Origin of the sequence: Streptomyces sp. NPDC048643 (assembly GCF_040650615.1) — a bacterium.
Lineage (GTDB): Bacteria > Actinomycetota > Actinomycetes > Streptomycetales > Streptomycetaceae > Streptomyces.
In genome coordinates this window covers 1-13,444 of the sequence record NZ_JBEZHO010000049.1, presented here as the reverse complement: position 1 = coordinate 13,444, position 13,444 = coordinate 1, and the positions used below count along the sequence as shown (strand labels likewise).

The following is a 13,444-nucleotide window of genomic DNA, read 5'->3' as shown; positions in this document are numbered from 1 at the left end:
GCGGATCGATGATGGATGATTGTCAATCGTTGATGTGCTTCAATGATCTAGCAGATCACATTATCCAAGCCGTTTAACTCTGGAGGACCCTCATGTTCGTCGCGTACGCCGTCGTCGGAACCTTGCTCGCCTTGGCCCTGGCCGCATCGGCCTTCCTGACCTTCACCCGGAACGACAAGATCACTGCGAACATGACCAGAGTCGGTGTTCCCGACTCCTGGCTCCCGCGCCTGGCCGCACTCAAGGCGGCTGGCGCGATCGGCCTGCTGATAGGCATGGCGATCCCCCTGATCGGCGCGGCAGCCGCAGTGGGGATCGTCCTCTACTTCATCGGCGCGGTCATCGCCCACATCCGGGCGAAGGACAAGGAGATGGCGCCGGCGATCTTCCTGGCCCTGATCGCCGTGGCCGCGCTGATTCTCCGGGTGCTCTCCGCCTGACGGCTGCGGGGCTTGCCGGGCGGGTCCCGCCGGTGGCGGCCTGCCGGCGCCCCACCTCGATGCTGTGCCCAGCTCGCACCACAGCTTGGGGTATCGAAGTCCGGCGGGCATCGCGCTGTCGACCAGTGGGGACCGACGTTCGCGCTCCACTGCCGACGGCGATACCTCACGAACACCGTGCTCTGCTCCGCCAAGGCCACTGACTGTCCACTATCAGGGCGAACTTCACGCGGACCGTCCTGAGGGGACAGGGGAGACCCCCTCCCCGCTCCTACCGTCGTGTCATGAGTGATGCATCGCAGTTCCAGGTGACCGAGGTGTCGGCCTCCTACTGGCAGGTGACGTTCGCCAACGGGGACCTCAATCTCTACGACGCCGACAGCGTCGAGCAGCTTGCCGCACTGGTGACCCGGATCGAGCAGGCCCCCGACCTCACGGTCGTGGTGTTCCGAAGTGCCAACCCCGACTTCTTCATGGCCCACTGGGACATGCGGTCCGACCAGGCCCGCGTGGCCGGCATGCAACCCGGCCCCACCGGACTGCACCCCTACGCAGACAATCTGGCCCGCCTCAGCCGAGTACCCGCCGTGACCGTCACCGCGATCAACGGGCGGGCCCGAGGGGCGGGGAGCGAGTTCGTGCTGGCCACCGATATGCGCTTCGCCGGTCCCCAGGCCGTCCTGGGCCAGTTCGAGGTGGGGCTGGGATCCGTACCCGGAGGCAACCCGATGGGACGGCTCGCCCGCCTGGTGGGTCGCGGCCGCGCCATGGAGATCCTGCTGGGCGGCGACGATTTCCCGGCTGACCTGGCAGCGGCCTACGGCTACGTCAACCGGGTCCTGCCGGCCGGCGAACTGGACGACTTCGTCGACACCTTCGCCCGCCGCATCGCAGGCTTCGACAAGGTGGCGGTAGCGGGAATCAAGGCCCTCGTCGACGCCAGCGTGCCGATCCCCGACGAGGAGTCCGCCGCCAGCCTCGCGGCCTTCTTCCGAACCTCGGGCCGCTCGGAGAACGCAGGCCGGGTACGCCGGCTGTTCGATCTGGGGCTTCAGCGTCCGGACGGCGTCGAACTCGACCTGGGCCGACAGATCGCAGACCCGAACTGAGACGCTCGGAAACCGGACGACTGGCGGCCCTCCACCCGCCCTCATTCCATGACGTCAGCACCGCGGACCCCTGCCGGGAGTTCGGCAGGGGCCCGCGGTGCTGCGAGCCGCGGAGGGCCGGGACCTGTCCTCGATCAGCGATAGGACGGCCTACGTCAGCTACCGGCTGCTGCCGGCCCGACGGCCTGGCCTCACTTCAGATGCCGGGTGAAGAACTGGGCCGCGGCGTCGCCTGCGAACTGCGGGAGGCCGGTGTGCCCGCCGAGATGAGCGTGCAGGGACTTCTCCTTGGAACCGAAGGAGTCGAACAGATCAAGGGCCGCCTGCCGGTCGTTCCCCTCGTCGTCCCACTGCAGCAGGACGTGCAGAGGAAGGGTGACCTGCTGGGCCTCCTCGAACATCGCGCGAGGCACGAAACTCCCCGCGAACAGAACGGCGGCCGAGACACGAGGCTCGACCACCGCCAGCCGGATGCCGACGGAGATCACGCCGCCCGAGTAACCGACCGGGCCGCCGATCTCGGGCAGCGAAAGGAGGGCGTCCAGGGCGGCCTGCCATTCCGGGACCGCCTTGTCGACCAGCGGAAGAACGAGAGCGTCGACGATCTCGTCACTGACCGGCTCACCGGCCTCCATCGCCCGCCGCAGATCGGCGCGGGCCTGATCGAGGGCCGGCCAACGGGGCCGGTCGCCGCTTCCCGGGAGTTCGATGGTGGCCGTGGCGAAGCCATCCACCGCGGAGTGCAGGGCCCGACCCACCAGCCGGGGGTACATCTTGCGCAGTCCGAGGGGAGGGTGGCCGAGCAGGATCAAGGGCGCCGGTGCTGACGCTGATGCCGACGCCGGTGTCCACAGGATGCCGGGGATCTCACCGAGGGTGAATTCGCGTTCGAGGACGCCGTCGTCGAGGCGCTGCTCGGAAGTGAAACGCATGGTCGTGCCTTTCGGGAGTGCACTGGAACGGCGCTCCCGGACGACCTGTCTATCGTCCGACCATGACCCCGGAGAGGAGCGCCCATGTCGATACTGCGTTCACGGGTACCACCTCCTCGATCTCTCGCACGGCCTCCGGAAACCTAGCAGTTGCCGCTGCGGTCGGCCAACCGGGTTTCTGCGGAGTCTCCGAGGCCGGATCCCACGGAGACACTCCGCAGAACCGCCGGGGTTCCCGTCGTCGCGCGGGCCGGGCGCCCGCCCGCCTTGGCCACGCCCACTCGTGGGGCACAACCCTCCGCCGTTCGAACTGCGTTCACCCTGGCCGGTCCACGCCCGACCGGTCGCGTACCGAGCGGGAGTACGGGGAAGGAGGGCGACGTCATCGGGACGACGAAGGCCGTCCCGGTGATCGCGGCATCGCTGGTACGCCGCATAATCATGGCTCGCCCGCTCGTGCCATCCGTCGACTGGCGCGGGTGGCGCACCGAGGGCCGGAACGGAAAGGCTAGTGGGGGACATGAAGGTCGCGAACGAACCGGTCATACCGGCGGAGATGGAGAGTCCCGCTCTGCGGGCCCACCCGACCGGAAGTCTCGCGCGGTGGCTCCTGCGCCACCGCGTGCAGCCGGCCGGCCCGGCCGCGGGCGAAGGCCACGCCGAGCAGCACGCCTGGTGGAAGGTCATGTGCCTGACCGGCGTCGACTACTTCTCCAGCCTGGCCTACGTGCCCGCGATCGCCGCACTCGCAGCCGGAGCGGTGTCGCCGCTCGCGACCATGGTGATCGTGGCACTGACCCTGGTGGGCATGCTGCCGATGTACCGGCGGGTCACACGCGAGAGCCCCAACGGAGCCGGTTCGGTGGCCATGTTGGAGGACCTGCTGCCGTTCTGGTGGGGCAAGCTGTTCGTCCTGGTCCTCCTCGGCTTCGTCGCGACCTCGTGGATCATCACGATCACGCTGTCCACGGCGGACGCGTCCGTGCACGTGGTGGAGAACCCCTACTTCCCCCATGCCCTGCACGGTCACGAGGTCGCCCTCACCGTGGCGTTGCTCGTCGTGCTCGGCGGGGTGTTCCTGCTCGGGTTCAGCGAAGCCGTGAAGGTGGCCATCCCCCTGGTCGTCGCCTTCCTCGCGCTCAACGCGGCCGTCATCGCCGTCGGCCTCGTCGACGTCTTCACCACGTCCGGCGCGCTCTCCGCCTGGACGGACGCCCTCAGCGACGGCGGAGGCGGATTCGGCAGCCTGGCGGAGCCCGCGCTGCTGGCCTTTCCCTTGCTGGTACTCGGCCTCTCCGGATTCGAGACCGGCGTGAGCATGATGCCCCTCATAGCCGCCAAGGGCAGCGACCCCGAAGAGCAGAAGCAGTCACGGATCCGCAACACCCGACGGCTCCTCACCACCGCCGCCCTCGTCATGAGCGTCTACCTGCTGGCCGCGAGCTTCGTGACGACCGTCCTCATTCCGCACAAGGAGTTCGAGCCCGGAGGGCAGGCGAACGGCCGGGCACTGGCCTGGCTGGCGCACGAGAAGGTCGGCGAAGTCTTCGGCACCGCCTACGACATCAGCACCATCCTGATCCTCTGGTTCGCGGGCGCTTCCGCGATGGCCGGGCTGATCAACATCGTGCCCCGATACCTGCCCGACTACGGCATGGCCCCCGAATGGGGACGCGCGGTACGCCCCGTCGTGATCGTCTACACCGGGCTCTGCATCATCATCACCATCGCGTTCGGCGCCGACGTCAACGCCCAGGCCGGCGCCTACGCCACCGGCATCCTGGCCATGATGGTCTCCGGCGCGTTCGCCGTCACGGTATCCGTCGTCCGCAACCACCGGCGCGTGGCCGGAGCCGGATTCGCCCTGCTCACCGCCGTACTCCTCTACGCGCTGGTCGCCAACATCGTCGACAAGCCCGACGGCATCGCCATCTCCGGCATGTTCATCGCGGGCATCATCGTCGTGTCGCTGATCTCACGGGTCTCACGCACCACCGAGCTGCGCGCCGACCGGATCGTGTTCGACACCAAGGCACGTCAGTTCATCGCCGACACCCTCGCCCACGACAACGCCATCAACATCATCGCCAACCGACGCGAGGCCGGCGACAGCGCCGAATACGCGCACAAGGAGCGCGAACAGCGCGGCAACAACCCCGTGCCCGCGCCCGCCGACGTGCTGTTCCTGGAGATCGACGTCGTCGATCCGTCCGACTTCAGTGAGACCCTCTCGGTCCACGGCGCCGAGGTCGACGGCTATCGCATCCTGCGTGCCGAGGCCCCGGCCGCTCCGAACGCCATCGCCGCGATCCTGCTCGCCCTGCGCAACGCCACCGGCGTCCAGCCGCACTGCTACTTCGCGTGGGCCGAAGGAAGTCCCCTGCGGCACATGTTCCGCTACTTCCTCCTGGGCCGCGGCGACACCGCTCCCGTCACCCGCGAGATCATCCGCAGCAACGAACCCGACCCCGAGCGCCGCCCCGGCATCCACGTCGGCGGCTGAGTCCGGGGGCAAGTTCAGGGCCGGCCCGTCGCACGGGTCGGCCCGACGCGCCCTCGACGACCTGCGGCCGGCCCGTACGCATCAGGACCAGTCCAGGACGCCGGGCGAGTACCGGTCCTGGACGGAGGTGTTGGTCGTAGGGTGAGGGGCGTTCTACGGAGGCCAACGGTCGAGGGAGCCCTGCATGGCGCGGTATCTGATCTCGTTCGACGACGGCGCGATGACCTTCCCCGAGGAGGAGTTGCCCGACGTGGCCGAGTCCTCGCACGCGGTGGTGCGGGAGGCTCAGGAGGCCGGTGTGTGGGTCTTCGGCGGCGGACTGGAAAGCCAGCGGGCGAGCGTCGTGGCCACCGACGGGACCATCACCGACGGCCCGTACCCGGAGACCAAAGCGGTCCTCGGCGGGTTCTCGATCATCGATGTGCCCTCACGTGAGGACGCGCTCGCGTGGGCGGCCAAACTCGCCGCCGCGTGCCGCTGCGCGCAAGAGGTCCGGGAGATCATGCCCGACGCGGCCGTCTGATCGAAGAGGGCGCGCCGCGGGCGGGGCTGCGTCGGACGGGGAGGCGCCGGCGCTGGCCGAGGCGTTCCGCCCGTCGCGGGGTGCGGTCGTACGGGCGCCCTCACGAGCGAGCGGGACGTCCCGCGGTCCGAAGGTCCCGGCCGCTCAGGCGGTGTGCGGCGGTCGGCCGTGTCGCGCCAGCTGCAGGTCGAGTTCGGTTCGGACGTCGCCGCACAGCTTCCCGGTCCTGGCCCAGTCGATGATCAGCTCCGCGACACGATGCAGCTTGACGTTCGTCCGCTGGGACACTTCCCGCAGCACGTTCCACCCCTCGTCGGGCGTCAGCCGCCCGACGGCGAGAAGGACCCCGATCGCCTGATCGATCACGGCATGAGAGTGCACGGCGTGCTGAAGCTGAGCGTTCTCGTCCTGCAGTACCTCCATGCGCTCAAGTGCCTGCTCGGGAGCTGAGCCCCCCACCCTCCCTGTCACGCTGTCCTTCACCCGCTCCTCCACGAAACCGTGAGCCACCCGCTCGGCACGACTGTCTTTCCCTCTCACAGTTCCTTGCCACGGACGAGACGGATGCACCTCGCACGGAATGGGTGAGAGCCCAGATCATCTCGTCAGACGTGCGGGAACAGTCGTCCAGGAGAGCTTCGGCCGCGTCGCCACGGTCAGCGGCCTGCCTCCGGTCGCCGGCGCCAGGCCTTACCGAGGTCTACGCCGGCGGTGACGCATTTGCCGAGCGGCGCGGCCTCGACGGTGACGTACTGGGCGAGCGCGGTCACGATCTCCAGGCCGTGCTGGCCGATACGTGCCGGATTCGCGGCCCTGGCGGCCGGCAGCGTCGGGCTGCTGTCCCAGAGCTCGATCCGGAGCACGCTGTCGGTGACCTGTAGACGCAGGACGGCCGGCCCGGGGGCGTACTTGCGGGCGTTGGTGACCAGTTCACTCACGATCAGTTGGACGATCTCCACTGTGGCCGTCATCACCGGAACGCCCAGTGCGTCCCGCACCTTGGCGAGGAAGTCGGCCGCGAGGCGGCGGGCGTGCGCGATACGCGAGCCGTCGCTGTCCAGGGTCAGTGACGCCTCCATCAGTGACAGGCTGTCCACCGGCGCGCACGTGCTGTTCTCGGCTGATCGATCCATATCTGCCCGCTTCCGTGTCCCGCGCCGGGTACCCCCGCCGGCGCACCCCGATGCGTCACATCCGCGACGTTGGCCTGGACGGGCCCACAAGGACGTATCGTCCGTAAAATGGTCAGCTTCGAGGGCCTGTAACTCGAAGGTCCTTGACCAGGTACGACGACGAGGGCTGAAGCGCACGTGACAGACATCCATCACCCGGTCGGGCAGCCCGCCCGACTGTCGATCACCCAGACCACCACCGACGGTATCCGGGTTCTCGCACCGACCGGTGAACTCGATGCCGACAACGCCGACTTGTTGCGCCAGGCCCTGCGCGTGGACGAAGACAGTCCCCTCCTGACGGTCCTCGACCTCGGAGCGGTCACCTTCATGGACTCAAGCGCCATCAGCGTCCTGGCGGCAGCCCGCCGCGACTCCGACGCCGCGGGTGGCCGGCTGTGCATGGCAGCGCTGACCGAACCGGTCCAAAGGGTCGTGGAAATCGTCGGTCTCGACACGATCATCGCCTGCTACCCCACCCTCGCCGAGGCACTCACGTCCTGACCCCGGCCGGCACCGTGGTCGAGCCCGACCTCCCGCGGTGAAGATCGGGCGATCGAACGGATGCTTGAGCGGTACGTCTACTACAGTCGTGGTGGGCCGTGACTGGCGCTGAGGTGGAGCACCACCGGGGAGCGGTCTGACGAGACGTCGTTGCCGTGCGCCTGGGCGAGTGGTCAGTAACGCCTGGAGGCAATGATGTCCGCGACTCCGACAGCCCAACTCATGGACGGCACCGGTCTCGCCCAACGCATCGTCGATGAGACCGCGGCCAAAACGACGGAGATCACCCGACGCACGGGGAGCAGCCCCTGTCTGGCGACGGTGCTGGTGGGGGAGGACCCCGCTTCGGCAACGTACGTCCGCATGAAGCGGGCACGGTGCGCACGGGCAGGCATCCAGTCCCGGCACGTGGCTCTGCCCGCCACCACCACGACCACCGAACTCGTCGACACCCTCACGGGTCTGTCCGACGACCCGGACGTGCACGGCATCCTGCTTCAGCACCCCTGCGGCCCGCACATCGACGAACGAGCGGCCTTCGAGGCCATCGCTCCTCAGAAGGACGTCGACGGAGTCACGATGCACTCCTTCGCGGCGATGAGTTTCGGGCTGCCGGGCTTCGTGTCCTGCACCCCGGGCGGCATCCTGCGGCTCCTGGATGCGTACGACGTCGACCTCACCGGCAAGCACGCCGTCGTGGTCGGACGCAGTGCGATCCTCGGAAAACCGGCCGGGATGCTCCTGCTCGCCAAGGACGCGACGGTGACCTACTGCCACTCCCGCACGAGGGACCTGCCGACGATCGTCCAGGAGGCAGACGTCCTCATAGCAGCGGTGGGACGGCCCCGGCTCATCCGCGGCGAGGACATCAAGCCCGGCGCGGTCGTGATCGACGCCGGCTACAACCCCGGCAACGTCGGCGACGTGGACTTCGACTCCGCCCTCGCCCGAGCACGCTTGATCACCCCGGTTCCCGGCGGTGTCGGGCCGATGGCCATTGCCGTTCTTCTCGCGCAGACCGTCGAAGCCGCCGCGAACCAGCTCGGATTCCAACCCCAGTGACCGGGTGCCCGACCAGCCGCCGACCTCATGCCACAGGCTGCGTCCGCACAGACCAAGCCTGCTTTTCCGCAGCGGGCCTAGGCCGGAGGCGGCCGGGGAGGCGGCCGGGCGAGTGAACGCGCAGGCGAACGAGGGGTGGGGCGGAAGGCCGACGCGGTATGTGTGCGCCCGTGCTCCTCAAACAGCAGCAGAATCAGCAGGCACGTTCGGCCGGCTCGGCCCGCGGTATTCGGCGCGGGTTGTTCAGTGTCGTCGCGGCCGTGGTCACCGGCGCCCTGACCGTGGGCGCCGCGGCACCGATCGGCCCCCACGGCGGCGACCTCAGCCCCGACATCACCGCCATCATGAACAAGCCGGCCTACAAGCACGCCCAGTGGGGGCTGCTGGAGGTGGACAACACAACCGGACGGGTCGTCCACTCGCAGTATCCGGACCAGTTCTTCATCCCCGGCTCGACGGCCAAACTGGTCAGTGTCTCCGGTGCCTGGGACGCCCTGGGCGGCGACCACCGGTTCACCACCCCCGTCCAGGCGACCGGTCACCGCAACGGCTCCGTGCAGAACGGGAACCTCGTCCTGGTCGGAAAGGGCGATCTGGCCATGGGCGGCCGAACCGCGCCCGACGGCTCGGTGTCGTACACCACGATCGACCACACCTACGCCAACGACGTACCCGGCGCGACCCTCACCCCCGAGAACCCGCTCGCCGGGCTCAACCAGATCGCCCGTCAGGTACGCCGTTCCGGCATCACCGAAGTGCGTGGCAACCTGGCCGTCGACACCCGTCTGTTCACCTCGTACGCGGCACTCGATCCGACGCCGACGCCGTTGATCATCAACGACAACGTCATCGACCTGCTGACCACCCCGACCGCCCCCGGCCGGCCCGCACAACTCAGCTGGCGTCCCCAGGTCGCGCCCTACCAGGTGACCTCCAGCGTCCGGACCGTCGCCGCGGGCGGCACCACGGACATCCAGGTGACCGCCTCCCCCGACGGCACCCGGATCAAGTTGTCGGGCACGATCGCCGCCGACGCGCAGCCGGCGCTGCGCATCTCGAACGTCCAGGACCCGGCGGCCTTCGGGCGCACCGCGCTGATCGAGGCGCTCGCACGGGCAGGCGTCAAGGTGACCGCTCGACCGACCGGTCCCAACCCCGCCGCCCTCGTACCGGGGTCCTACGCGGGTACGCAGCGCGTCGCCGCGTACGTCTCACCGGTCTACGCCCAGTACGCGAAGCTCATCTTCAAGGTCAGCCACAACCTCGGCGCGAACCTCGCGATCTGCCTGATGGCCGTCACAGCGGGGAGCCACCAGTGCGTCGACGGCTTCCCCGTCCTGAACCGCTTCCTGCGCAAGGCGGGCGTCGACCCGACACAGGTGCAACTCCTGGACGGGCGCGGCGGCAATCCCGTCGACCGGGTGACCCCGCGGTCGGAGAACGAGCTGCTGCACTACTGGCAGGGCACTCCGGACGCGGACCGCTTCCGCGAGGCGCAGCCGATCCTCGGTGTCGACGGCCTGCTGGCCTTCGTCTGTGACGGGCAGCCCACCTGCCCCGGCAAGGGCAAGGTGTGGGCGAAGACCGGCACGGTCGCCGACCTCGACGCACTCAACGAGCGGCTGGCAGTCGGCGCGGAAAGCATCGGCGGCTACCTCGACGCCGGCCACGGACGCCTGCACACCTTCTACCTCGCGGTGAACGGGGCATCCACCCCCGACATCCAGGGCGTCCTCGACATCGGCGACGACCTGGCACGCATCGCCGGCCTCCTGCAGGAGCAGGCCGCCGGCCATTCCGGCTGATCCCTCAAGACCCCTGGGGCCCCGACCGCGTCCGGCACATTCCCGCGGCCGGGGCCCTCCCGCGCTCCGCGCCCCGTTGTCGGCCTCTACGGCACCGCCCGGCAACGGGTCCCCGGCAGACGTGGAACTCAGCTCTGGTTTGCGCCTGCGGGGCCGAGCCTGTCGATGACCTCGCGCATCTCGTCCTCGTCAGCCTCGTAGATGGTCGCGCCCATCCGCGGGTCACGAGCGTGAAGGGTGTGGATCAGCGGTCCGTTCGGCACGCCGAGGTGTACGAGGGAAGCCGAGGGGCCGTGGACGGCTCGTTCGGTGCCGGGGCGCGCGGTCAGGTCGATCCGGCTGACGACGCCGGGCGTGACCCAGACAGTCGCTTGTTCCAGTCGTGCCAGGATCTGCAGGTGGAAGTGCCCGCACAGGACCAGTTGAACGTCGGTCCCGCGAATGGCCTCGGCCAGTTCCCCAGGGTTCTCCAAGCCCAATGCCAGCTGCACATCGACGTCCAGAGCGACCGGCGGGTGGTGGAAGGCGAGGATGGTGCCTTTGCGCGCGGGTGTGGCCAACAACTGCCGCAGCCAGTGGAGTTGGCCTTCGTCCAGACGTCCGTAGCCCTTGCCGGGGACGAGTGTGTCCAGTGTGATCAGGCGCCATCCGCCGAGATCGCTTGCCGCGGCACGCTCACCGGAGGCCCCGCTGTACACCGTCTCGGGCTGAGCGTGGCCGCTCCCGAGCACCTCGGCGAAGCTGGAGCGGTCGTCGTGGTTGCCGGTGGCGTAGAAGACGCCCGCCCCGCGTGAGCCGGCGTAGCCCGACAGAATCCTGTGCGCCCTCGCGTATGCCTCCCGAGAGCCGTCGTCCGCCACATCGCCGGTCACCACCACGGCTTGGAGGTCGCGCAGATGGTTCAGTTCAGCCAACAGGCAGCTGAGTGCGGCGGTGCCATCGGCACCATCGGCGTCGGGGCCGCCGAGCCGGTCGAGATGGGTGTCCGAGAGATGAAGGATCTTCATGCTCCGAAGCTAGCCGTCGACCTCGCATCCCACCACGGTCTCGTACCGCGGGCCGCGTTCGCCGGACCGCCGGGCAGGGAGGTGTCCTGGGGGAGTGGACACCCTTCGCGGTGTTCGCCACGGTTGTGGGAGCGTGGCGCTGGACGCAGAGCCCCCTGCCTGCGGGCTTCGTGCCCGTGGGCAGAGGGCTGGCGGCGGATCGCTCCCTGGTGATCGAAGGCTCAGCGTGCGAACGGGCCGCCCAGGCGCGTGTACGACAGCTTCAGTGATGTCACGGAGTACGACTTCGAGCCGGTCGTCGTGATGCCCGAGCCGGAGCCCTTCAGCAGGTGGACGAGGCCCCAGCGGTCGTCGTAGCCGAGCTGCTCGTTGGTGCCGATCATGAGGTCGGCACGGCCGTCTCGGGTGTAGTCGCCGAGCTTGAGGTTGGCGCCGAACTGATCCTGGGTCTCGGCGGTGCCGGTGACCCCGGTGGTGTCCTGGGTGTAGGACTTGGCGCCGGTGCCGGACAGGCCACCCGCGCGGCCGAACAGGACGGTGACCGCACCTGCGTCGTGCTGGGCGCCGAGGTCCTCCCCGCGGGCGCCGACGGCCAGGTCCGCGTAGCCGTCGCCGTTGATGTCACCGGCGGCGATGGCGGAGCCGAAGTAGTCCTCGTTCTCGGAGGTGCCGGGCACGCCGGTGGTGTTCTGGGTGAACTTGACCGGCTTGCGGGCGGTGTTGGGACCGTTCGAGCCGCCGTACTGGACGGTGACGTATCCGCGTTCGTGGTCGTCGGTCTCGTATCCGCGGCCGATGGCGAGGTCACCGTAGCCGTCCTTGTCGAAGTCGCCGACGGAGAGGATGTCGCCGCTCTGATGGCCTTCGTCGTCGGGTACCCGCAGCGTGCCCGCACGCTGGGAGAAGGTGCTGCCACCGCGGTGGAAATAGGCCCAGAGGTCCACGTCGTCGGAGCCGCCCTGGAGGTCGGAACCGAGGATGTAGAGATCGGTGGCGGCGTCGGCCGTGACCCGGCCGGCGACCAGGTTGGGCGCCCACAGATAGCCGTAGGAGCCACCCAAAGAGTCCCATCCGCTCTTCCCGCCGGTGCGCGTGAAGGGGCCCTTCAGGAGCACCACGCCCGCGCGGCTGCCACTGGTGGCGGCAAGGTCCTGGTCCCCGTCGCCGTCGAAGTCACCGGACACCACGTCCTCGCCGAACGCGTCACCCGAGCCCTCGTACTCCTGCGGGACGGGCGAGTTGAGGACCGTGCCCGAGCCGAGCCCCTTCGAGCTGCCCCAGACGACGGTCAGGCCGCCACGCATCTGGACGTCACCGACGTCCTCGCCGGGCGATGAGACAACCAGGTCGGCGTAGCCGTCGCGGTCGAGGTCGGCCGAGGTGGCGGCGGTGCCCCACCCGTCCTCCGCCTCCACCGCGCCCGGGATGCCCGGCGAGTCCTGGTGGAGGATCTGGACGCGGGTGCCGGGACCGGACGACGTGCCGTACACGACCGTGACCCGGCCGTCCTTGCCGTGAGTGCCGCCCAGCATCACGAAGTCGCGGTAGCCGTCGCCGTTGAAGTCGTCGCTCAGCTTGGCGGGAGCCGCCGACGCCGCGGGGGCCACTAGGAACGGTGTGCAGAACGTGGCCACGAGGGCCACGGCAGCAGTCAGGGCGGTACGTCTGGCGTGCATGGGTCTCCGTCGTCGAGAGCGTGCGATGAGCGACCTGATCTTGATCTGATCGACTGCGCTCTACGACGTACACGGACACCGAATGGTTGTACGTGCCCGCGGGACAGCCGCAGAGCAGCTTCGCGCATCGCGCGCTGTCGCGGCGGCGGCCGCCGTCGTGTGGTGGGCCTGCACGCCCCGGACACGCTGTGCGCGTGTCCGGGGCGCTCCGCCGCGGCGGCCGCTTTCTTACGCCGCGGCGATGCGACGGTACGCGTGAACAGAGTGACGGCCATTGGCGTGTTGGTGAGGGCTGCCGAGTGTCGCGTCAGACTCTCGTAATACTCCAACCTCCCCCGTTCGGGTGCGCCGTCGCGTGTCCTCGTCCCGCAGTTGCGGAAGAGGACTCCTCGGCGACGGAGCGCCCTGACGGATCCGGCGGTGTCCCCCGATGCAGGTGGGGGACACCGCCGGATCCGTCGGCTGGCGTGCTCAGTTGGTGGTGAGCATGCCTTCGCGGAGCTTGGCGAGGGTGCGGTTGAGGAGGCGGGAGACGTGCATCTGGGAGACGCCGAGGTGTTCGCCGATCTGGGCCTGGGTGAGTTCGTCGACGAACCGCATGTGGATGATGCGGCGCTCGCGGTCGTCGAGCTGGGCGATCAGCGGGGCGAGGGCGTTGAAGTCCTCGACGAGCTCCAGGGCGGAGTCCTCCGCGCCGATGAAGTCGGCGAG

At 69.2% G+C, this 13,444-nt stretch carries 13 protein-coding genes and 1 riboswitch; of the genes, 7 read left to right on the top strand and 6 right to left on the bottom strand.

Annotation, left to right across the window (positions count from 1 at the left end):
• Positions 1-92: 92 nt before the first annotated feature.
• Positions 93-440 (top strand): DoxX family protein, encoded by a 348-nt coding sequence (locus tag AB0C62_RS33575; protein ID WP_362979709.1) that lies wholly within the window; start codon positions 93-95, stop codon positions 438-440.
• Positions 441-724: 284 nt separating this feature from the next.
• Positions 725-1,549: an enoyl-CoA hydratase/isomerase family protein gene (locus AB0C62_RS33570; protein ID WP_362979707.1), complete on the top strand. Its 825-nt coding sequence runs from the start codon at positions 725-727 to the stop codon at positions 1,547-1,549.
• Positions 1,550-1,740: 191 nt separating this feature from the next.
• Here AB0C62_RS33570 and AB0C62_RS33565 read toward each other — a convergent pair whose 3' ends face one another.
• Positions 1,741-2,481 (bottom strand): alpha/beta hydrolase, encoded by a 741-nt coding sequence (locus AB0C62_RS33565; RefSeq protein WP_362979705.1) that lies wholly within the window; start codon positions 2,479-2,481, stop codon positions 1,741-1,743.
• A gap of 520 nt (positions 2,482-3,001) precedes the next feature.
• On the opposite strand from AB0C62_RS33565, the gene AB0C62_RS33560 reads away from it, so the two are divergent.
• The gene (locus tag AB0C62_RS33560) at positions 3,002-4,984 is read left to right on the top strand and encodes an amino acid transporter (RefSeq protein WP_362979703.1); all 1,983 of its coding nucleotides are present in this window, start codon (positions 3,002-3,004) and stop codon (positions 4,982-4,984) included.
• 184 nt (positions 4,985-5,168) lie between these two features.
• A complete protein-coding gene (locus AB0C62_RS33555; RefSeq protein WP_362979701.1) occupies positions 5,169-5,507 on the top strand; it encodes a YciI family protein in 339 nt (112 codons plus the stop codon).
• 144 nt (positions 5,508-5,651) lie between these two features.
• Here AB0C62_RS33555 and AB0C62_RS33550 read toward each other — a convergent pair whose 3' ends face one another.
• Together AB0C62_RS33550 and AB0C62_RS33545 are read right to left on the bottom strand one after the other, a co-directional pair.
• The gene (locus tag AB0C62_RS33550; RefSeq protein ID WP_362979699.1) at positions 5,652-5,930 is read right to left on the bottom strand and encodes an ANTAR domain-containing protein; all 279 of its coding nucleotides are present in this window, start codon (positions 5,928-5,930) and stop codon (positions 5,652-5,654) included.
• Positions 5,931-6,163: 233 nt separating this feature from the next.
• Positions 6,164-6,640 (bottom strand): ATP-binding protein, encoded by a 477-nt coding sequence (locus AB0C62_RS33545; RefSeq protein ID WP_362979697.1) that lies wholly within the window; start codon positions 6,638-6,640, stop codon positions 6,164-6,166.
• A gap of 177 nt (positions 6,641-6,817) precedes the next feature.
• Between AB0C62_RS33545 and AB0C62_RS33540 the strand changes: the two genes are divergently transcribed.
• The 3 genes from AB0C62_RS33540 to dacB all read left to right on the top strand — a co-directional run bounded on the left by AB0C62_RS33540 (position 6,818) and on the right by dacB (position 10,050).
• Complete coding sequence (locus tag AB0C62_RS33540; RefSeq protein WP_362979695.1) at positions 6,818-7,183, top strand: STAS domain-containing protein; 366 nt, start codon at positions 6,818-6,820, stop codon at positions 7,181-7,183.
• Between the two features lie 88 nt (positions 7,184-7,271).
• Positions 7,272-7,357, top strand: a riboswitch (ZMP/ZTP riboswitch).
• Positions 7,358-7,378: 21 nt separating this feature from the next.
• Positions 7,379-8,245: a bifunctional 5,10-methylenetetrahydrofolate dehydrogenase/5,10-methenyltetrahydrofolate cyclohydrolase gene (locus tag AB0C62_RS33535; RefSeq protein ID WP_362979693.1), complete on the top strand. Its 867-nt coding sequence runs from the start codon at positions 7,379-7,381 to the stop codon at positions 8,243-8,245.
• A gap of 239 nt (positions 8,246-8,484) precedes the next feature.
• Entirely contained in the window at positions 8,485-10,050 is a 1,566-nt protein-coding gene (gene dacB / locus AB0C62_RS33530) for a D-alanyl-D-alanine carboxypeptidase/D-alanyl-D-alanine-endopeptidase (RefSeq protein WP_362979691.1), read from the top strand.
• A 128-nt stretch (positions 10,051-10,178) separates the two neighbouring features.
• Here dacB and AB0C62_RS33525 read toward each other — a convergent pair whose 3' ends face one another.
• The 3 genes from AB0C62_RS33525 to AB0C62_RS33515 all read right to left on the bottom strand — a co-directional run.
• Positions 10,179-11,057 carry a metallophosphoesterase gene (locus AB0C62_RS33525; RefSeq protein WP_362979689.1) on the bottom strand — a complete coding sequence of 293 codons (879 nt, stop codon included), beginning with the start codon at positions 11,055-11,057 and terminating at the stop codon, positions 10,179-10,181.
• Between the two features lie 221 nt (positions 11,058-11,278).
• Entirely contained in the window at positions 11,279-12,733 is a 1,455-nt protein-coding gene (locus tag AB0C62_RS33520) for an FG-GAP and VCBS repeat-containing protein (protein WP_362979687.1), read from the bottom strand.
• A gap of 471 nt (positions 12,734-13,204) precedes the next feature.
• Positions 13,205-13,444, bottom strand: a 240-nt coding sequence (locus tag AB0C62_RS33515) for a sigma-70 family RNA polymerase sigma factor (protein WP_362979685.1), incomplete at its 5' end; no start/stop codon positions are given.